Source organism: Microvirga pakistanensis, from assembly GCF_004458765.1.
Lineage (GTDB): Bacteria > Pseudomonadota > Alphaproteobacteria > Rhizobiales > Beijerinckiaceae > Microvirga > Microvirga pakistanensis.
Genome location: NZ_SPJX01000469.1, coordinates 222,075 through 242,463 on the forward strand (window position 1 = coordinate 222,075; position 20,389 = coordinate 242,463).

Annotated in this window: 12 protein-coding genes; 1 reads left to right on the forward strand and 11 read right to left on the reverse strand. The window is 63.4% G+C overall.

The annotated features are described in order from the left end of the window. Positions 1 to 3: 3 nt before the first annotated feature. From E4K09_RS21310 to ytfQ, 11 genes are all read right to left on the reverse strand, one after another. On the reverse strand, positions 4 to 5,553 hold the full coding sequence (locus tag E4K09_RS21310; protein WP_166802429.1) for a Calx-beta domain-containing protein: 5,550 nt from the start codon (positions 5,551 to 5,553) through the stop codon (positions 4 to 6). 926 nt (positions 5,554 to 6,479) lie between these two features. Continuing rightward, the gene (locus tag E4K09_RS21315) at positions 6,480 to 7,232 is read right to left on the reverse strand and encodes an SDR family NAD(P)-dependent oxidoreductase (RefSeq protein ID WP_134499707.1); all 753 of its coding nucleotides are present in this window, start codon (positions 7,230 to 7,232) and stop codon (positions 6,480 to 6,482) included. A gap of 84 nt (positions 7,233 to 7,316) precedes the next feature. Then, the gene (locus tag E4K09_RS21320; RefSeq protein ID WP_425293869.1) at positions 7,317 to 8,798 is read right to left on the reverse strand and encodes an aldehyde dehydrogenase family protein; all 1,482 of its coding nucleotides are present in this window, start codon (positions 8,796 to 8,798) and stop codon (positions 7,317 to 7,319) included. 93 nt (positions 8,799 to 8,891) lie between these two features. Beyond that, entirely contained in the window at positions 8,892 to 10,088 is a 1,197-nt protein-coding gene (gene mmsB / locus E4K09_RS21325; protein ID WP_134499709.1) for a multiple monosaccharide ABC transporter permease, read from the reverse strand. 1 nt (position 10,089) lies between these two features. After that, positions 10,090 to 11,622, reverse strand: coding sequence for a multiple monosaccharide ABC transporter ATP-binding protein (gene mmsA, locus E4K09_RS21330; RefSeq protein ID WP_193557333.1), 1,533 nt, complete (start codon positions 11,620 to 11,622; stop codon positions 10,090 to 10,092). 97 nt (positions 11,623 to 11,719) lie between these two features. Beyond that, positions 11,720 to 12,784 (reverse strand): multiple monosaccharide ABC transporter substrate-binding protein, encoded by a 1,065-nt coding sequence (chvE, locus tag E4K09_RS21335; protein WP_134499711.1) that lies wholly within the window; start codon positions 12,782 to 12,784, stop codon positions 11,720 to 11,722. A 300-nt stretch (positions 12,785 to 13,084) separates the two neighbouring features. Beyond that, positions 13,085 to 13,858, reverse strand: a complete 774-nt coding sequence (locus tag E4K09_RS21340) for a FadR/GntR family transcriptional regulator (RefSeq protein WP_134499712.1) — start codon at positions 13,856 to 13,858, stop codon at positions 13,085 to 13,087. A gap of 18 nt (positions 13,859 to 13,876) precedes the next feature. Further along, complete coding sequence (gene yjfF, locus E4K09_RS21345) at positions 13,877 to 14,833, reverse strand: galactofuranose ABC transporter, permease protein YjfF (protein WP_134499831.1); 957 nt, start codon at positions 14,831 to 14,833, stop codon at positions 13,877 to 13,879. Then, positions 14,833 to 15,828 carry a galactofuranose ABC transporter, ATP-binding protein YtfT gene (ytfT, locus tag E4K09_RS21350; RefSeq protein WP_166802441.1) on the reverse strand — a complete coding sequence of 332 codons (996 nt, stop codon included), beginning with the start codon at positions 15,826 to 15,828 and terminating at the stop codon, positions 14,833 to 14,835. Before ytfT ends, yjfF begins: the two co-directional genes overlap by 1 nt. Before the next feature lie 8 nt (positions 15,829 to 15,836). Further along, entirely contained in the window at positions 15,837 to 17,348 is a 1,512-nt protein-coding gene (gene ytfR / locus E4K09_RS21355; RefSeq protein WP_134499714.1) for a galactofuranose ABC transporter, ATP-binding protein YtfR, read from the reverse strand. Positions 17,349 to 17,433: 85 nt separating this feature from the next. Continuing rightward, positions 17,434 to 18,396, reverse strand: a complete 963-nt coding sequence (ytfQ, locus tag E4K09_RS21360; protein WP_166802430.1) for a galactofuranose ABC transporter, galactofuranose-binding protein YtfQ — start codon at positions 18,394 to 18,396, stop codon at positions 17,434 to 17,436. A gap of 158 nt (positions 18,397 to 18,554) precedes the next feature. Between ytfQ and E4K09_RS21365 the strand changes: the two genes are divergently transcribed. Continuing rightward, positions 18,555 to 20,288, forward strand: a complete 1,734-nt coding sequence (locus E4K09_RS21365) for an IlvD/Edd family dehydratase (RefSeq protein ID WP_134499715.1) — start codon at positions 18,555 to 18,557, stop codon at positions 20,286 to 20,288. Positions 20,289 to 20,389: the final 101 nt, after the last annotated feature.

Sequence of the window (20,389 nt, forward strand, 5' to 3'; positions counted from 1 at the left end):
GGCTTAGATGACGTAGAAGTCGTTGTAGGCGATGCTCTTGTTGGCGCCGATCTTGGCGAAGATCACCTGCCCACCGGCCTTGTTGCCGTTGGAATCGTACCACAGGTCGCCGGTGGCCTTGTTGTAGCCGACGAAGTCGTCGGCATCCCCCGCCTTGCTGCCCAGCTTGAACGAGCTCTTGCTGAGCCATCCGGTCTTCTTGAGCGCCTTGAAGACGCTGTTCTCCAACCGGATCGTGTCGTAGCTCTTGTTCCAGTCGGTGATCCGGTCCCAGTTGCTCCGGCTGTTCGGCTTTGTGTTGAACACGAAGATGTCCTTGCCATGGTTGCCGTAGAGCGTGTCGATGCCGGCTCCGCCATAGAGCCAGTCGTTGTGGTTGCCGCCCGTCAGCCGGTCGGTGCCGGCCCCGCCCATGAGGGTGTCGTTGCCGTCGCCGCCGCTCAGGCGGTCGTTGCCCGCATTGGCCAGGATCCGGTCGTGGCCGACCGTGCCGGCGGCGGTCTCGCTGGCCCAGTCGGACACCTGGATCGTGACGTCCTGCAGGAACGAGAGATCGGTGTCGCCGTTCTCGACCGTGACCTTGAGCCTGAGCCCGTGGCTGCGGGCCTGCTCGTAATCGAGCTTGAACCCGTCGGCCACCTCGATGGAGCGGCCGTCGGCGCCGATCTTGAAGCGGCCGTCGGTGTTGGCCACGCTGCCGTCCGCCAGCACGATCTGGTACGAGAAGGCTTTGTCTTCCGCATCCTTGGCCGTGAGGGTGCCGACCGGGGCACCGGCTGCCGAGAGCTCCCGGATCGGCGCGGCGGTGAGCGCCGCCTTGCCCACAAGCGTCTTCACCTGAACCTCGTCGGTCACGTTCTCATGGATGCCGTCATTGACGGTGATATCGAAGATCCAGTCCCGGATCGTTCCAGGTACTTCAGTGTTCGGCAGCGGCGCGGCATCGAACTTCAGCACGTCCATCGTCACCTCGAGGGCTTCCGCCTTACCGGTGAAGGTATAGACCCAGTAGTCGCCGCTGTTATCATTCGGGTTTCTTGTCCACTGGATGCCTTCGGGGATCATGAGATCGCCGTAAGCTTTCCGGAACTTCACCGTGAGCGTGAGGGTGTCACGATCAAGGTCGGAGATCTGCAGGCCCTGGAACGGACGGGAGTTCGGGCCCGTGTCGAGAACCTTGGTGATTCCTCCACCGGTCAGGGTCGGCGCGGTGTTCTGGCCCGGATCGTCGTTGTCGATCCTGCCGTCGGCGCTGCCGTTGGTGGTGCTGATCGTGCCGCTGATCGGGTTGGACAGCGCTACCCTGAACACCTCGTTCCCTTCAAACTGCGTGTCGCCCCGCACCCGCAGAACCACCTGCCGGGTGGTCTCGTGCGCGGCGAACTGCACTTGGCCGGTCAACGCCTCGAAGTCGTGGGCGTTGATGTGCGTGCCCTCCACCGTCCAGGTCACAGTCGAGGCCGCGCCAGCCAAGTCGCGGCTGACCGTGAACACATAATCGACAAAGCCCGTGTCGCCCTCCGTCACCGCAGCCGTCGCCGTGGCAATCGACAGGGTCGGGACCTGCGGCGCCGGGTTGGTGGAGGTCACCGTGATCGTGCTGTCGTTGGTGTCGCTCAGTCCGCCCGCATCCTGGATCCGCACCGTGAAGGCGGTGTCCACGTTGCCGTAGTTGGTGCCCCGGTCGGCCGGGTTGAACTGCAGCGACCGAACCGCCGCCTGAACATCAGCCACCGTGCCGGTCAGCGTGTAGACCCCGGTGGCTGGGTTATAGCTGCCCGCCACCCCTGTCGGGATCACGATCGCGCCCTCGGCCGCCGTGTCGAGGGTGATCGTCACCGTCACGTCCGTGCCGCCAATTCCGTCATCGGCGAAGGTCACCCCGGCAAACGGCGTCGGCAGACCCGTGGTCGCATCATGCGCAACCGAGCTGCTATAGGCCGGGTTCGTCACCGTCGGAGGAGTGTTCGTCGGAGGCGAGTTGAGGTCATTGACCGTGATCGTCACATTGCCCTGGACAGTCGCGAAGCCGTCGGTGGCGGTGACAGCGTAGGTCACCGGCTCATCTTCGTCGACGAACGTCACCCGGTTCACCTTGATCTGGTTGCCCTCGATCCTGAACCTTCCGTCCGCGCTTGTCGCGCCCTCGCCCCGGAAGCTGTAGGTCACAGGGTGGCCGTCCGCATCTGTCGCCTGCAGCGTCGCCACCACCATGCCCGCCGCTACGCCCTCGTCCACCTCGAAGGTTCCCGCCGGTATGTCCGGAGCCCTGTTGTCGTCGTCCAGGATCGTGCCCGAGGCGGTGCCGTTGGGGCCAATCATCGTATTGCCGTCCACGGCCGACAGGCTCACGGTGAAAGTCTCGTCGCGTTCGGCCAGGCTGTCCTTGTTCACCCAGACCGTGAAGAACTTTATCGTCTCGTCGTCGCCGAACTCGACATCGCCGCTCAGAACGCCGGAGAAGTCGCCGGCATCTGCGGTGCCGAGGTTCACCGTCCAACGCACCGTCGATGGGGAACCGGGGAGATCGCGCACGAGCTTAAACGTGAAAGCCGTCGGGCCGCCCGACCCGCTGCCTTCGGGGGTTGAGACGGAGAGTGTGTCGAACTGAACGACGGGGCGCGAGGCGTTGAGGATATTGACGGTGTAGTCTTCTTCAATCCGCACGTGGCTCAGCTGGGGATCGGGATCGTAGGTCACGACGCGAAGGATCTTCTCTCCCACATCTTCGTTCCGGATGGCCGCATTGGTCGTGATCTGCCCGGTATCGTCATCGATCGAGAATTTGCCGTCCTGCGTGACCAGCTCCCCGTTGACGAGGAAGGCGAACTTGTTGTTCCGGAAACCTGCGTCCGGATCGACAGCCGCCGCGGCGACCACATTCACTCCGGCTTCCGTGACCCCGGCTCGCATGATGTTCTGCGCGGCGCCGAAGGTGATATCCGTCGGCGCCTCGTTCATGTCGGCGATGTTGATCGTGAGCGCCTGCACGGGACCGTAATCCGCTCCGTCGAAAGCCTTCACGTAAACCGTGTAGCTCTGCCGTGCCTCGTGATCCAGGTTGCGCCCTGAGGCCAGTCGTAGCCTTTTGTCGAAATTGTCGATCACGAACATCCCATGCGCATTGCCGCCGTCGCCGCGCGTGGTGTCGAAATGATAGGTGATCCCGGATGCTGGCGTTTCCACGTCGGTGGCGCTCAGGTTGCCGAAGAAATCCCCGTTCTCGTTGACCGATACTGTGATGCCGCCGTTCAGCCGTGGCGGCGAGGGAATATTGCGCGGGAAGTCGTCCAGGGACCAGGTGCCGTCCGCAAACTTCAGATACTCGATTCCCGCGAGTAGATCCTGACCGTCCAAGCCGCGGTTGTCCCTGACGATCGCAGATCCTTGGCCGCCGAAGGAGATGGTGTAGTCCGCCTTGTTGCCGGAGAACTGCGCAACATCCTGGCCTTCCCTGCCGATCAGCTCGTCGTTGCCGGCACCGCTGATGAAGGTGTCGTTGCCGCTTGAGCCGATGACCGCTTCGATCCCGATCAGAACATCCCCTTCCGCATCGCCGCCATGACCCTTGCCGTCCCTAAGATCGATCGTGACAGGCGTGGCGGAACTCTCGTAGACGGCATAATCGTAGCCCGCGCCTCCGCTGAGAGTATCCGCGCCAGCGCCACCGTTCAGAGTATCGATGCCGCCTTCGCCGAAGAGCTGGTCGTTGCCGTCGCGGCCGACCAGGAGGTCGCGGCCGCCGAACTCGTCGGTGCTGGCGCCGCCATAGATAATGTTGCCGCCGTCGTCGCCCAAGAGAGTGTCGCCGTGGGACGAGCCGATGATCCCCTCGATTCCTAACAATATGTCGCCGTGCGCATCGCCGGTAGCGCCTTCTCCGCTCTGCAGGTCGACCCATACCCAGCCCGTCGAGCCGCTGTACCGCGCAAAATCGAAGCCCTGGCCGCCGGATAGGCTGTCGACGCCGGCGCCGCCTTCCAACGTGTCGTCGCCCCCACTGCCCGTGAGCGTGTCGTTGCCGCCACGCCCGAGCAGGAGGTCATGGTCGCTGGCGGAAGAGGAGCCGCCATCGAGACTATTGCCACTGTCGTCGCCGGACAGTGCGTCCCCGAAGCCGGAGCCGATGATCCCCTCGATCCCGCTGAGCACGTCCCCTTGCGCATCGCCGTTCTGACCGTTGTGGGTCTGAAGATCGACCGTGACCCCGGCCGTCGACCCGTAGTATCGCGCGTAGTCGAAGCCTTCGCCGCCGAACAAGGTGTCCGCGCCAGTGCCGCCGTCCAATGTGTCGTTGCCGCCATTACCCGTGAGCGTGTCGTTGCCGCCGCGCCCAAGCAGAATGTCGTTACCGCCGTCGCTGCCGTTGAAGGCCCCGCCGCCGCTGAGTTCGTTGGCACCGTCGTCGCCCAGGAGAATGTCGTTGCTGAATGAGCCGATGAGGCCCTCGATTCCCTGGAGCACATCACCTTGTGCATCGCCGGACTCCCCCGCTCCAGCCTGAAGATCGACCCTCACGCCCGCCGTCGAACCGGCATAGGTCGCGACGTCGAAACCCAGGCCTCCGACCATGTCGTCGGCGCCGATTCCGCCGTCGAGGGTGTCGTTGCCGCCGCTGCCGTTGAGATGATCGTTCCCGCCGCGGCCCGTAAGAATGTCGTTGCCGCTGCCCGTATCGTCGGACGCAAAGCCGCCGCCGTTCAGGGCATTGCCGTTGTCGTCGCCGGAGAGAGTGTCGTTGCCGAGCGAGCCGACGATGGTCTCGATCCCGATCAGCACATCGCCTTGCGCCTCGCCGAACTCGCCGGTGCCGCTTCGAAGATCGACCCTCACCCCCGCCGAGCCCGTGAGATACCATGCCGTATCCGCGGTTCCCGCACCACCGTCCAGAGTGTCGGCGCCTGCGCCGCCCTCCAGGATGTCGTTGCCGGCCTCGCCCTTGAGGGTATCGGCGTTGTCGCCGCCGCGAAGGGTATCCCTGTCGTCGCCGCCCCAGAGGAAGTCGCGGCCCCCTCCGCCGGTCAGGTCGTCGCCCCAGTTGGTGCCGACAAACTGGTAGTCGCGGCCGTCAGGCGCAGCCCACAGCTTTGCTTCCGTGCGGGGATCCAGAATCTGGGCATGCGACCCTCTATCTGATTCCCAGCTCACGACAAGACGACCGTCGAGAAGCCTGGATAGTGTGGGCTCTACGTCATCGGCTACATTAAGCGTAACGGGATTGCCTATGGGGACAAAGGCAGGGTCGTATTCTCTGATGACAATGTTGCGGTTATTGGTGGGATCCGGGGTATCATAGGCTAGAACAAAGCCGCCGTTCTCCAACGGTGTTACGACCGGTGAGGCGATGGCTTCCCCACTGCTTGCAAGTTCGATGACGTTGAAGCTGTTCCCCTGATCTGTAGAGACAGCCGCCTTGACCTTATGAAAGGATTGCTGATTGGAATTCTCGTTCCACACGATGACGATGTTGGACCCAATCCGGATGCCACTTAGTTCAGGGAAAACAGGATCGGGATCAGTGGTCGAATACGCGCCCATCTGAACTGGAGACAAGGATGTCCCGTCAGGACCACTCAAGGCTTTGAATATCTTAAATGTGCGGGTGGTGATCGACCCGACGGTAACGGATTCGATTGTGGTAAAGGCTCTTACGAACGAACTAGCAAAGTCCGTATAAACGACGCTCGTTGCGTCAACATTGTGTTCAACCCCTTGGGAGAACGTGTACTGACGGACACCTGCAGGGTCGAGATCGGAAGGGACAATCGTTACGGCTGGATGAACGTAGAAGGGGTTTGCGTTATACTGCGCGTAAGAAAGAATAAATCCGCCCCCTGGGCTCTCTACAATTTGGGTAGAGCGCACAGGGTAGGAGCCATTAGCATGGAAGCCAAAGCTTCTCACTGGGGTTAGAACTTCAGGTATCTCGTTATTGATGGTAAAAGCATCGAGAACACGGTATTCTTTGATAGTACGTGATCCTGTGGACGGCACATCCCAAGCGACGACGAATCGCCCATCGCTGAGCACCTGGACGACAGGATTTCTCTCGTCCACCGACCTTACAGGATCTCCGGCCCAAAAGGCATTTCCCTTGGGCGTCCCATCCGCGTTGAAGATCTGGCCGCGGATGGCGAAAGAGCCATCATCATTAAAGAAATCAGGAGTGGCCCAAACCGCCACAAAGGTCCCATCGGGAAGCGCTGCAATGCTGGCCCCCTGATTGGCGGCAGTACCCCCCTGACCAAGAATGATCCTGGGACCCCAAACCTGCAGCGACATGTTACACCCTCCTCAAGGAGAGTGCTTTATAATAACATTGTATGAAACCCACAAGTGCGGCAGAACACACCATTCCGGGTATGGGTTGCATGGTGAAGCGGAGGGGGCACGACCGAGATTACAACGGCCGAGCATAACCCCGCCCACTCCTTATGAAGAGGCGAGGAGCCGGTCTCCCTTGAGAAGGCTTTTTGGTTTCAAACCCACCCGCCGTCGACGAGATAGGTCTGGGCGGACATGGCGCTGGAATCGTCCGAGCCGAGGAAGAGGGCGAAGTTCGCGATGTCCTGCGGCACGAGCTTGCGTTTGACGCACTGCCGCTTCAGCAGCTCCTTCTCGCCTTCCGGCGTGAGCCACAGGTCGATCTGGCGCTGGGTCATGATCCAGCCCGGCACCACGCAGTTCACGCGGATGTTCTTCGGCCCGAGCTCCCGCGCCAGCGCGCGGGTCAAGCCGACAGCGGCGGATTTCGCCGTCTTGTAGGCCGCGAAGGAATCGTCGCTCACCATGTAGCTGGTGGAGCCCATGTTGATGATGGAGCCTCCGCCTGCCCGCTCCATATCCGGAAGCACGGCCTGCGCGGCGAAGAACTGGTGGTCGAGATTGGTCGCGAAGCGCTCGCGCCAGTACTCCGGCGTGACCTGATCGATGGTGTGACGATCGTCCCTGGCCGCATTGTTGACCAGGATCGTGATGGGGCCGATCGCCTCGCTGGCGCGGCGGATGGCGGCCTGGAACGCCGGGATGTCCCGCACGTCGCTGTGCTCGAAATGAACACGCTCGCCGAGCTCCTTCACCAGCGCCTCACCCGCTTCGGCATTGTAGTCGAGGATGGCGACGTTGCTGCCCTGCGCATGGAAGGAGCGCGCAATGCTCTCGCCGATGCCGCTGGCGCCGCCGGTGATGAGAACCGTCCTGCCCTTCAGGGAGGGATATGTCGTCTGGGTCATGAAGCTCGTATCCTGGAGTGAGGCGGTGATGGCGTTGCAGCGTCCTTACAACGCTGCAACGTGGGGTCTTCGCACCTTCGGCGTTTACTCGCTGCCCTTTGTCTTCGGCACGTAGGGTCCGTTGCCGTCGAAAGTGTAGGCGGTCTTCACCGTGGTGTAGAATTCCTGGGCGTAGCGGCCCTGCTCGCGCGGGCCGTAGCTGGAGCCCTTCCGGCCGCCGAACGGCACGTGGTAATCGACACCGGCGGTGGGCAGGTTCACCATCACCATGCCGGCCTCCGCATGCCGCTTGAAGTGGCTGGCATATTTCAGGCTCGTGGTGCAGATGCCCGAGGACAGACCGAACGGCGTGTCGTTGGCCAGCTCCAGCGCCTCGTCGTAGTCCCTGGCCCGGATCACCGTCGCCACCGGCCCGAAGATTTCCTCGCGCGCCACCCGCATCCGGTTGTCCACCTCCGTGAACAGCGCCGGTGCCAGATAGAAGCCGGGCGCATCGCGCTTGAGAAGCTCGCCGCCCGCCACGAGCTTGGCGCCCTCCTCCTGGCCGATCTTGATGTACTTGAGGTCCTGATCGAGCTGACCCTGGTCCACCACCGGGCCGATATGGGTGCCGCTTTTGAGCGCATCGTCGATGACGAGCCCCTGCATCCGCTCCTGCATCGCCTGAACGAAGCGGTCGTGGATCCCTTCCGTCACGATCAGCCGCGAGGACGCCGTGCAGCGCTGGCCGGTGGAGAAGAAGGCCGAGTTGATGGCGCACTCGACCGCCACCTTCAGGTCGGCATCGTCGAGCACCACCATCGGGTTCTTGCCGCCCATCTCGAGCTGAACCTTCTTCATCGGATCGGCCGTGATGCAGGTCTGGGCGACGCGCCGTCCCGTCGGCACGGATCCCGTGAACGAGATCGCCGCGACCTTCGGGCTCTGCAGCATGGCCTCGCCCACCACCGAGCCTTTGCCCATCACCAGGTTGAACACGCCCGCCGGCACGCCGGCCCGGACGATGATCTCGGAGAGGGCATGGGCGGAGCCCGGCACCAGCTCGGCGGGCTTGAACACCACCGTGTTGCCGTAGGCCAGCGCCGGCGCGATCTTCCAGGCCGGAATGGCGATGGGGAAGTTCCACGGGGTGATGAGCCCGACCACGCCCACCGGCTCGCGGGTGATCTCCACATCCACGGCCGGCCGCACCGAGGGCAGCTTCTCGCCGGACAGGCGCAGGCACTCGCCGGCGAAGAAGTGGAAGATCTGCCCGGCGCGGGTGACCTCGCCGATGCCCTCGGGCAGGGTCTTGCCCTCCTCGCGGGAGAGCAGGCGGCCGAGCTCCTCCTTGCGGGCCAGGATCTCGTCGCCCACGGCTTTGAGGATGTCGTGGCGGGTCTGGATCGAGGAATGGGACCAGGCCGGGAAGGCCGCATAGGCCGCATCGATGGCGGCTTCAGCCTCGGCCGCCGACGCGCGGGCGAACTCGCCGATCACGTCGTGGGTGTTCGACGGATTGAGATTCGGCGAGGCCTCCGACGCCCCAACCCATTCGCCTGCAATATAGTTCTTCGTCATCACCATGTCTCCATTCCGTATGCAGCCTCACATGCGCCCTGCCGATGCGAATGGCAAGGAGGCGGGGAGGCAAGGGTTCCTGAAGCAAGAGTTCTTCGGCTACTTCTTCCGGTTATAGACATCGAGGGACACGGCTGCGAGCAGCACCAAGCCCTTGATGACCTGCTGATAGTCGATTCCGATGCCAAGGATCGACATGCCGTTGTTCATGACACCCATGACGAAGGCGCCGATCACGGCCCCGGTGACCTTGCCGACGCCGCCGGTGGCCGAGGCGCCTCCGATGAAAACGGCCGCGATCACGTCGAGCTCGAAGCCAAGGCCGGCCTTCGGCGTCGCGGTGTTGAGGCGCGCCGCGAAGATCAGGCCTGCGAGCCCGGCCAGGACGCCCATGTTCACGAACGTCAGAAACGTCAGCCGCTCGGTCTTGATGCCGGAGAGCTTCGCCGCCTTCTCGTTGCCGCCCAGAGCGTAGATGCGCCGGCCGATCGTGGTGCGGTTGGTCACGAAGGCGTACAGCGCGATCAGGACCGCCATGATGACCAGAACGTTCGGCAAGCCGCGATAGGTCGCCATGAGGTAGCAGAAGGCGATCACGAGAACGGCCAGAAGGGCGTTCTTGAAGACGAACAGGCCCAAAGGTGCCGTCTCGACCTTGTGCTTCACCTGGTTCGCGCGGCTGCGGACGCTGAAATAGATCAGGGCCACGACGCTCGCGGTTCCGAGGAACAGGGCGGTGTAGTTGAACCCTTGCCCACCAAAGACATCGGGAAGGAAGCCCGAACTGAGGCGCTGGAAGACCACCGGGAACGGGCCGACCGACATGCCGCCGAGAAGGGCCAGGGTCAGCCCCTTGAACACCAGCATGCCCGCGAGGGTCACGATGAACGACGGTACCTTGAAATAGGCGACCCAGTAGCCCTGGGCCGCTCCGATCAGGCCGCCGACCGCAAGGCACGCGACGGTCGTCGTGACCGGATCGACGCCCCACTTGACCATCATCATGGCCGCGAGACCGCCCACGAAGCCGACGATCGACCCCACCGAGAGATCGATATGCCCGGCCACGATCACGAGCAGCATGCCCAGCGCCATGATGACGATGTAGCTGTTCTGCAGGACCAGGTTGGTGAGGTTCAGGGGCCGCAGCAGGGTGCCGTCGGTCACGACCTGGAAGAACAGCATGATGACCAGCAGCGACAACAGCATCCCGTAGTCGCGGAAGTGGGCCTTGACGAAGTCCAGCCATGACGTCTGCTGGGGAACGTGAAGCTCTTCTGCGGTTCTCGTGTCCATCTCAGCGCCTCCCCGACTTGACGATAGCGTGCATGATCTTTTCCTGTGAGGCCTCGGCGGCGTCGAGTTCGGCCACGATGGCGCCCTCGTTCATCACATAGATCCTGTCGCACATGCCGAGCAGCTCCGGCATCTCGGACGAGATCATGAGAACGCCCTTCCCGGCGTCGGCCAGTCCGTTGATGATCGTGTAGATTTCGTATTTCGCGCCCACGTCGATGCCGCGGGTCGGCTCGTCCAGGATGAGGATCTCCGGATCGGAGAAGAGCCACTTGCTCAAGACCACCTTCTGCTGGTTTCCGCCCGACAGATTGACCGCCTCCTGGAAGACGTTCGAGGAGCGGATCCTCATCCTGGCGCGATAATCGTTGGCCACGGCGAGCTCGCGGATGTCGTCGATGACGAAGTTCTTGGCCACCCCCTCCAGGTTCGCCAGGGTGATGTTCTTCCGGATGTCCTCTTCCAGAACCAAGCCGTAGGTCTTCCGGTCCTCCGTGGCGTAGGCGATGCCGTTTCCGACGGCTTTTTCCACCGTGCCGACGTCGATCTCCCGGCCGTGCAGCCGAACACGGCCGGAGACGTTCTGCCCGTAGCTGCGGCCGAAGAGGCTCATGGCGAATTCCGTCCGCCCTGCTCCCATCAGGCCTGCGATGCCGACGATCTCGCCGCGTCTGATGTGCAGGTCGACATTCTTGACCACCTGCACGTTCGCATGGAGCGGATGGTAGGCGGACCAGTTCTCCACCTGGAAGATCGTCTCGCCGATCTTGGCCTCCCGCTTGGGATAGCGGTCCGCCATGGTCCGTCCGACCATGCCTCGGATGATCCGGTCCTCGCTGATCGTTTCGGCCCGGCAATCCAGCGTCTCGACGGTGCTTCCGTCACGAAGGACGGTAATGGAATCCGCCACCTTCGAAATTTCGTTGAGCTTGTGCGAAATCAGGATCGAGGAGATGCCCTGCGCCTTGAACTGCAGAAGGAGGTTCAGGAGCGCATCGCTGTCCTTCTCGTTCAGGCTCGCGGTCGGCTCGTCGAGGATCAGCAGCTTGACCCTTTTCGACAACGCCTTCGCGATCTCGACGAGCTGCTGCTTGCCCACGCCGATATTGGTGACCAGCGTGTCCGGGGCCTCGTTGAGTCCCACCATCCGGAGCAGCTCCTTCGTGCGTGCGAAGACCGCCGACCAGTCGATGACGCCGAATTTCGCCTGCTCGTTGCCGAGGAAGATGTTCTCGGCGATCGACAGAAGCGGCACCAGGGCCAGCTCCTGGTGGATGATGATGATGCCGAGCTCCTCGCTGTCGGCGATGCCCTTGAACCGGCGTTCCTGTCCCTCGTAGACGATCTGGCCGGAATAGGAGCCGTGCGGATAAACTCCGCTCAAGACCTTCATCAGGGTGGATTTTCCCGCGCCATTCTCGCCGACCAGCGCATGGATCTCACCGGTCTTGACGGTGATGTTGACGTTATCCAGGGCTTTGACCCCCGGGAACGTCTTGGTGATCCCCCGCATCTCAAGGATCGCGTTCATCACTCAAACCTCAGGCAACTCAAGGGAAAGGCGCAGGGCCGCATCGGAAACGAGCAGGGACCCCGCGCACCGGCGCAGGACCCCTCCCCATGTTCAAGCCTTATTTGAACTGGTCTTCCTTGTAGTAGCCGCTGCCGACCAGAACCTCTTTCCAGTTCGAAGCGTCGACGCTGACAGGCTTCAGCAGGTAGGACGGAACGACCTTCACGCCGTTCTCGTAGGTCTTGGTGTCGTTCACCTCGGGCTGCTTGCCCGACAGGACCGCATCCACCATGTTGGCCGTAACCTTCGCGAGCTCGCGGGTGTCCTTGAACACGGTCTGGGTCTGCTCCTTGGCGAGGATCGACTTCACGGACGGCACCTCGGCGTCCTGGCCGGTAATCACCGGCATGGGCTGTTGCGCGGAGCCGTAGCCGACGCCCTTGAGCGATGAGATGATGCCGATGCTCAGTCCGTCGTAAGGCGACAGAACCGCGTCGACGCGCTTGTCCGTGTAGAAGGCGCTCAGCAGGTTGTCCATGCGGGCCTGTGCGACAGCGCCGTCCCACCGCAGGGTCGAGACCTTGTCCATGCCCATCTGGCCGCTCTGCACCTTGAGCTTGCCGCTCTTGATGTACGGCTCGAGCACCGACATGGCGCCGTTGTAGAAGAAGTAGGCGTTGTTGTCGTCCGGCGAGCCGCCGAAGAGCTCGATGTTGAACGGACCCTTGCCCTCCTTCAATCCGAGAGCCTTCTCGATATAGCCGCCCTGGAGCACGCCGACCTGGAAATTGTCGAAGGTGGCGTAGTAGTCGACGTTCTTCGAATTGCGGATGAGACGGTCATAGGCGATGACCTTGATGCCGCTGTCGGCGGCCTGCTGCAATGCGTCTGAGAGCGTCGTGCCGTCGATGGAGGCGATCACCAGCACCTTCACGCCCTTGGTGATCATGTTCTCGATCTGGGAAAGCTGGTTCGGGATGTCGTCCTCGGCGTATTGGAGATCGACGTTGTAGCCCTTCTCCTTCAGCACCTTGACCATATTGTTGCCGTCGTCGATCCAGCGCGCGGACGATTTCGTGGGCATGGCCACGCCGACGGTGCCTTTGTTCTGGGCCTGGGCCGGGCCGAGAAGGCCTGCGGCTCCGAGGGCCAGCGCCGCGATTGCAGTCGTGAAAGTCCTCAAGGTCGTTCTCCCTGTCTTTATCCGATGGCCGAGCCGAGCGGTCCATGGTTGTGCCGGCTCATATCTAGAGTTCCGATACGGCACGCCCAGCGGCCTGGGCAGCCCTCCTGCCGAGGAGCGGCGTCCAAGCGCCAGCGTCTTGAGAGGGCTCTTCTTCAGGAGCCCTTGCGGCTCGCATATCAGGCGATTTGCTCACGAAAGTCACGTGCTCAATCGCCCAATAATACTATAATACTATTTTGAAATGGAGAAGTGGCCAGGGCCGATTTCCCGCAGCTCGGTGAAGCCCGGCGAACGGGTCTACTCGGTTGAGAAAGCGTGCGTTTCGATGGCCGCGAGAGCACTTTCGCCATGCTTGATCCGGACCCGCTCGGCCGCCTGCATGATCAGGGCGGACATGGCCTCGCTGGCCCCGGACGGATTCTGCCGCTCGATGGCGTCGAACACCGCCTGGTGCTGCTGCATGACGTTCTCGAAGCGATCGTCGCTCGAGACGGGAGAGCTGATCGTGAAGGACGTCGCCAGCGCCGCGCCGATAACCGAGCCGATGGACTGGAGGAACGGATTTCCGGAGGCCTCGAGAATGGCCTGGTGAAAGGCCAGGTCGGCCTTGGTGAAACCCTGGCGGTTCGTGGCGCAGCCATACATCGCCTGAAGGGCGCTCCTCATGGTCTCCACCTGTTTCGGGCTCCGCCGCAGGGCGGCGGTAGCGCAGGCGAAAGGTTCGAGCGTCTGCCGGATCTCGAACAGCCAACCCAGGAACTGCGCATCCACGCCGAGTTCGAGATGCCATTCGAGGATGTCGGCATCGAACATGTTCCAGTTGTTCCGGTCGAGAACTTTCGTGCCCACCTTGGTCTTGGATTCGATCAGGCCTTTCGCTGCAAGGGTCTTCAAGGCTTCGCGCAGGGCGGTCCGGGATACGCCGAACAGCTCCATCAGCTCGGCGTCGCCCGGCAGGATGCTGCCCACCGGGAAGCGTCCCCGCATGATGTTCTGGCCGATGCCGTGGGCCACGAGATCGTGGGCCGACCGCGTTCTCGCTGGCTTCTGCAGATCGCTTGCCAAAACCATGATGCTACTCTCGAGCCCCTATCTTGCCCGGACCGATGCCGCCGACAATCCCCTTTGAAGAACGATGAAGGCGAACAGGAGCGCTCCGATCGCGATCTTGGTCCACCAGGAACTCAAGGTTCCCTCGAAGGTGATGTAGGTCTGGATCAATCCCTGGATCAGCACGCCGACCAGCGTGCCGATGATCGTGCCGGAGCCCCCCGTCAGGAGAGTGCCGCCGATAACCACGGCCGCGATCGTGTCGAGCTCGACTCCGGTTGCTGCAAGGGAATAACCTGCGGACGTGTAAAAAGAAAACACGATTCCGGCCAAGGCGGCCAGAAAACTCGACAGCATGTATATCCTGATCGTCGTCTTCCCCACCGGCACCCCCATCAGCTGGGCGGAGGCCCGGTTGCCGCCGAGAGCATAGACGTTGGCGCCGAACCGGGTGAAATGCGCCAGCACGACACCGCATGCGACGACCAGCAGCATGGCGATCGCCACGAAGGTCAGGCGCCCGCCCCCGGGAAGCGGGAAGGCGATATCCGTGATCTGGCCATAGGCCTCCGCGTTGATCGGGATGGAATCCGTCGTCAGAACGAAGCACAGGCCCCGCGCGAGGAACATCCCCGCCAGAGTGACGATGAAGGCCGGGATCTCGAAGGCGTGGATCAGAAGCCCCATGCCCGCCCCGAACAGGGCCGCGAGGCCGAGAACCAGCACGAAGGCGAGGTACGGATTGATGCCGTACCGCTCGATCGCAACCGCCAGGAAAACCCCCGTGAAGGCGATGACGGAGCCCACCGACAGGTCGATGCCGCCCGAGAGGATCACGAAGGTCATACCGACCGCGACGATGCCCAGGAAGGCGTTGTCGGTGAGCAGATTGCCGATCACGCGCGTCGAGGCGAAGCTCGGAAACTGCGCGAGGCAGATCAGGTAGCCGACGATGAACACGCCAAGGGTGATCAGAACCGGCAGGTGACGGCGCATCATGCCCTCCCCCTCTTCCAAAGGATGCCGAGCCCCGTCAGGACCGGCGACTGCGCCAGAAGCACCGCCAGCACCACGATGGCCTTCACGATCAGGTTGTACTCGGGCGGGTAGCCGCTGAGCAGGATGCCGGTGTTCATGGCCTGGATGATGAGGGCGCCCACCACCGACAGCCCGAGGCTGAATCGCCCGCCGAACAGGGACGTGCCGCCGATCACCACCGCCAGAATCGCGTCGAGTTCGAGCCAGAGGCCCGCATTGTTGGCGTCCGCGCCCCGAATGTCCGCCGTGACGATGAGCCCGGCGATGGCCGCGCACAGGCTGCACCACATGTAGACCGCGATGGTGACCGCCTTCGTGCCGATCCCCGCATAGGCGCTCGAGCGCACATTGGCCCCGATGGCTTCGATGAACAGGCCCAGCGCCGTGGAGCGCACCACGAGATGGGTCACGACCAGCATCACGAGAGCGATCACGACCGGCATGGGCAGCATCAGGAACGAGCCGCTGCCGATGGCCGCGAAGCCCTCGCTGACGAAGGTGATGATCTGTCCCTCCGTGATGAGCTGCGCGAAGCCCCGCCCCGCCACCATGAGGATGAGGGTCGCGACGAAGGGCTGGATTTCGAGAACTGCCACGAGAATGCCGTTCCACAGGCCGCAGGCCAGTCCGATCCCCGCCGCCGCCGCCAGCGCGACCGGAAACGGATACCCCTGCGCCGTGAGGGTCGCCGCCATGGCTCCGGCGATGGCCATCACGGCGCCGACCGAGAGATCGATGCCGCGCGTGGCGATGACCAGCGTCATTCCCAGCGCCAGGATCGCCACGGGAGCCCCCCGGTTGAACACGTCGATCAGGCTGCCGAAGAGACGGCCGTCCTGGAGGCGTATGGCGAAGAAGTCCCGGAACACCAGCCAGTTGACGAAAAGAACGACCAGGAGCGCCGCAAGCTGCGGCAGACCCTTGGGAAGGAAACGAGGAGCACTGGCCTGCATGACGCTACTCATTGATGGCTCGCGATCGTCGTCATGATCGTATCCGCATTGACTTCGGCTCCCGACAATTCGCGCACATGCTTTCGGTCGCGCAGCACGATCACCCGGTCGCTGTAGGAGGCGATTTCCTCCAGCTCGGACGAAATCACCAGCAGGGCGAGGCCGTCCTCGCAGAGCCGCTCGATCAGACGGATGATCTCGGCATGGGCGCCGACATCGATGCCGCGGGTCGGCTCGTCCAGGATCAGGAAGCGCGGCTCCGTGGCCAGCCACCGGGCCAGCAGGGCCTTCTGCTGATTGCCGCCCGAGAGCAGCCCGATCGGCTTTTCGGCGTCGGGCGTGCGAATGTCGAGGAGCTTGATGAAACGGTTGGCGATCTCGTCCTGCTTGCGCCGGGGAAGCTGATGCAGCCAGCCGCGCTGCGCCTGCAGGGCGAGAATGATGTTTTCCCGGATGGACAGTTCCGCGACGATGCCCTCCGTCTTGCGGTCCTCCGGCGTGAAGCCGAACCGCAGCCTGGAGGCATCCCGGGCAGAGGCGATGCGCACCGGCTTGCCGTCGACGTAGGCCTGCCCGGTCTCTGCGCGCTCGATGCCGAAAACCAGTTTCGCCGTCTCCGTTCGGCCCGAACCGAGGAGGCCGGCCAAGCCCACCACCTCGCCGGGCCGAACGGCCAGGTCGAACGGTTCAACGAGGCGCCGCTTGCCGTAATCCTTGAACGCCACCACGGGATCGCCCGTGACGGCAGGACGCTGGTTCCGATGCAGGGCTTCGGCCGCGAGCTCCCGGCCGAGCATCATGGAGACGAGCTCGATGCGCGGGAGCTCCGCCGTGGGGCGCGAGCCCACCAGGCGTCCGTTCCTCAGGACGGTGATCCGGTCGCACACGGCATAGACCTGATCGAGAAAATGCGTGACGAAGACGATCCCGATGCCCCGCGCCTTCAGCTCGTTGAGGATGCGGAACAGGGTCTCGACCTCGTTCGCGTCCAGGCTGGCTGTCGGCTCGTCGAGGATCAGCACCTTGGCGGAGAGATCCACCGCGCGGGCGATGGCGACGATCTGCTGGACGGCGACCGAGAAGCTGCCCAGGGGATCGGCCACGTTGATCGAAAGCCCATAGGTCGACAGAAGCTCGGCGGACCGCCGCCGCATCTCTCCGGTCCGGACGAGGCCGAAGCGGTGGGGCTGACGCCCGATGAACAGGTTCTCGGCGACCGAGAGGTTGGGCAGGAGATTGACCTCCTGATAGACGGTGCCGATCCCCAGCGAGAGAGCGTGCGCGGGATCGCGCGCCTCGATCTCCTGCCCGTCGAGCCGGATGCTCCCGGCGTCGCGCTTGAAGACGCCCGTCAGCACCTTGATCAGCGTCGATTTGCCGGCGCCGTTCTCGCCCAGAAGGCCGTGAATCTCGCCGGCGCGCAGGGTGAAATGGACATGATCCAGCGCCTGAACGCCAGGAAAGCCCTTTGTCAGGCCGTTGATCTCGAGAAGATCAGGCCGTTCGTTGAATGACTGCATACCCTCGCCCGCTCACCGCAATGCCGCCTCCCGGCGGATCATGAGAGGCGGCGGGCCACGCGCCCGCCGCCGATGGGAACAAGGGTCAGTAGAGTTCCTTGCGCTTCGCGTACTCGGCCGCGGCCGTGTCCGGCGTGAAGACCTTGGACTCGGTCTGGATCCACTTCTTGGGCGCGGTGCCATCCTTCTTGTAGGCGATGAGGGCGTCCAGGGCCGGGCCCGCCATGTTCGGCGTCAGCTCCACGGTGACGTTGGCCTCCCCGTCGGCCATGGCCTTGAAGATGTCCGGCACGGCGTCGATGGAAACGATCTTGATGTCCTTGCCCGGCTTCAGACCCGCTTCCTTGATGGCCTGAATGGCCCCGATGGCCATGTCGTCGTTGTGGGCATAAACGGCGCAGATGTTCTTGCCGCCGCCTTCGGCCTTGATGAAGCTCTCCATGACCTCCTTGCCCTTCGTGCGCGTGAAGTCGCCCGACTGGGTGCGGATGATCTTCATGCCCGGGTTGGCAGCCACGACTTCGTCGAAGCCCTTCTTGCGGTTGATCGCCGGGCTCGACCCGACGGTGCCCTGGAGTTCGACCACATTGCACTTGCCGCCGGTTTCCTTGGCGAGCCACTCGCCCGCCACCTTGCCCTCGTACACGGTGTCGGAGGTGACGGCCGTGAGATAGAGGGAATCGTCCTTCGTCTCGATGGAGCGGTCGAGGAGAACGACCGGGATCTTCGCTTCCTTGGCCTCCTTGAGCACCGCGTCCCACCCGGTCGCCACGACGGGAGCGAGAAGAATGGCGTCGACGCCCTGGGCGATGAAGGACCGGACGGCGCGGATCTGATTTTCCTGCTTCTGCTGGGCGTCGGAGATTTTCAGATCGATGCCGCGCTTTTCAGCCTCGATCTTCGACACCTTCGTCTCCGCGGCTCGCCAGCCCGATTCCGAGCCGACCTGGGAAAAGCCCACGGTCATTTTGTTCTGTGCGTAAGCGGCGCCCGACGACAGCATCAGCGCAGCCATGCCGATTGTCGTCAGAAGATGACGAGCCTTCATGCGTTTTCTCCCTCTGCATTCCTGGATTTTAGACTTTAGCAGCCTTAACAGCCGCCTATTTATCATATTATATGCAGTCTCACTGACAGCCATCCGACGTTAGTCGTAATCGGAACCTTTTCCTGACCGGCTGCTGCGATCCGTGAAAGCGACCCTTGATGACTGAAGACAAAAAACGCGAGCTTCGAAGCCAAGCCTGGTTCGGCCGCCAGGACAAGATGGGCTTCTATTACCGCTCCTTCCTCAAGAACAGCGGCTTCCCCCAAGACCAGTTCGAGGGGCGGCCGGTGATCGGCATCTGCAACACCTGGTCCGAGCTGACCCCCTGCAACGCGCATTTCCGCACCATCGCCGAGCACGTGAAGTACGGCGTTCTCGACGCCGGCGGATTTCCGCTGGAATTCCCGGTCTCGTCCCTCGGCGAGGTCACGATGCGGCCCACCGCCATGCTTTTCCGCAACCTCGCGGCCATGGACGTAGAAGAGGCGATTCGCGCGCATCCGCTCGACGGCGTCGTGCTTCTCATGGGCTGCGACAAGACCACCCCCGCCCTGCTGATGGGCGCGGCCTCCGCGGATCTGCCGACCATCGGCGTGTCGGGCGGGCCGCAGCTGCGGGGCGTCTATCGGGGAAAATATATCGGCTCGGGCACCAACATCATCTCCATGAGCGAGCAGCTGCGCGCCGGCGAGGTGACCCTGCAGGAGTTTCACGAGGCCGAGGGCGGCATGAACCGCTCGGCCGGGCACTGCATGACCATGGGGACCGGCTCGACCATGGCCTCGATGGTGGAGGCGCTCGGCGTCGGCCTGCCCGAGAACGCCGCCATTCCGGCGGCGGACGCGCGCCGCAATCAGCTCGCCCGCATGGCCGGGCGGCGCATCGTCGAGATGGTGAAGGAGGATCTCGTCCTGTCGAAGCTCCTGACCCGTCAGGCCTTCGAGAACGCCGTCCGCACGCTCGCGGCCATCGGCGGATCGACGAACGCCGTCGTGCACCTGCTGGCCATCGCCGGTCGCGCGGGGATCGACCTGACCCTCGACGATTTCGACAGGCTGGGCCGCGACGTCCATTGCCTCGTGGACCTGATGCCTTCCGGTCGCTTCCTGATGGAGGATTTCTACTACGCGGGCGGTCTGCCGGTGGTCCTGCGCACGCTCGGCGAGCGCGGCCTCCTTCACAAGGATGCCCTGACGGTCAACGGCAAGTCGCTTTGGGAGAACGTGAAGGACGCCCCCTGCTGGAACCGCGAGGTAATCACCACCTTCGAGGAGCCTTTCAAGCCTGAGGCCGGCATCGCGATCCTGCGCGGTAACATCGCCCCCAACGGCGCGGTCATCAAGCCGTCCGCGGCCTCTCCCGAGCTGATGAACCATACCGGCCGCGCCGTCGTGTTCGAGACGATCGAGGAGCTGCACGAGCGCATCGACGACGATACGCTCGACATCGACGAGACCTGCGTCATGGTGCTCAAGAATTGCGGCCCGAAGGGCTATCCCGGGATGGCCGAGGTCGGCAACATGCCCCTGCCGCAGAAGCTGCTGCGGAAAGGGGTGCGCGACATGATCCGCATCTCGGACGCGCGGATGTCCGGCACGGCCTACGGCACCGTGGTGCTGCACGTGGCTCCGGAGGCGGCGGCCGGAGGGCCCCTCGCCCTCGTCCGCAACGGGGATCTCATCACCCTGGACGTGGCGGCCCGCAGCCTCCATCTTCACGTGGACGCGGAGGAGCTCGAGCGCCGCCGCGCCGCCTGGGCTGCGCCGCAGCCGCATGCCACGCGAGGCTACGTGAAGATGTATGTCGATCACGTCATGCAGGCGGACACGGGCGCGGACCTCGATTTCCTCGTCGGGAAAACCGGCGCGCCGGTTCCGCGCGACAACCACTAGCGCATCGTGCGGAAAAGTGGACCCGGTTTTCCGCTGGGACGATGCGCCGCCTTAAGAAGGGAGCATCGGATTGATCCCAAAAGTGCATTCCACTTTTGGGT

Bases quoted from the DNA above. Each gene is read 5' to 3' on its own strand.
- E4K09_RS21315 (WP_134499707.1), bottom strand. From the start codon at position 7,232: ATGACCCAGACGACATATCCCTCCCTGAAGGGCAGGACGGTTCTCATC.
- E4K09_RS21320 (WP_425293869.1), bottom strand. From the start codon at position 8,798: ATGGTGATGACGAAGAACTATATTGCAGGCGAATGGGTTGGGGCGTCG.
- mmsB (WP_134499709.1), bottom strand. From the start codon at position 10,088: ATGGACACGAGAACCGCAGAAGAGCTTCACGTTCCCCAGCAGACGTCA.
- E4K09_RS21340 (WP_134499712.1), bottom strand. From the start codon at position 13,858: ATGGTTTTGGCAAGCGATCTGCAGAAGCCAGCGAGAACGCGGTCGGCC.
- yjfF (WP_134499831.1), bottom strand. From the start codon at position 14,833: ATGCGCCGTCACCTGCCGGTTCTGATCACCCTTGGCGTGTTCATCGTC.
- ytfT (WP_166802441.1), bottom strand. From the start codon at position 15,828: ATGCAGGCCAGTGCTCCTCGTTTCCTTCCCAAGGGTCTGCCGCAGCTT.
- ytfR (WP_134499714.1), bottom strand. From the start codon at position 17,348: ATGCAGTCATTCAACGAACGGCCTGATCTTCTCGAGATCAACGGCCTG.
- ytfQ (WP_166802430.1), bottom strand. From the start codon at position 18,396: ATGAAGGCTCGTCATCTTCTGACGACAATCGGCATGGCTGCGCTGATG.
- E4K09_RS21365 (WP_134499715.1), top strand. From the start codon at position 18,555: ATGACTGAAGACAAAAAACGCGAGCTTCGAAGCCAAGCCTGGTTCGGC.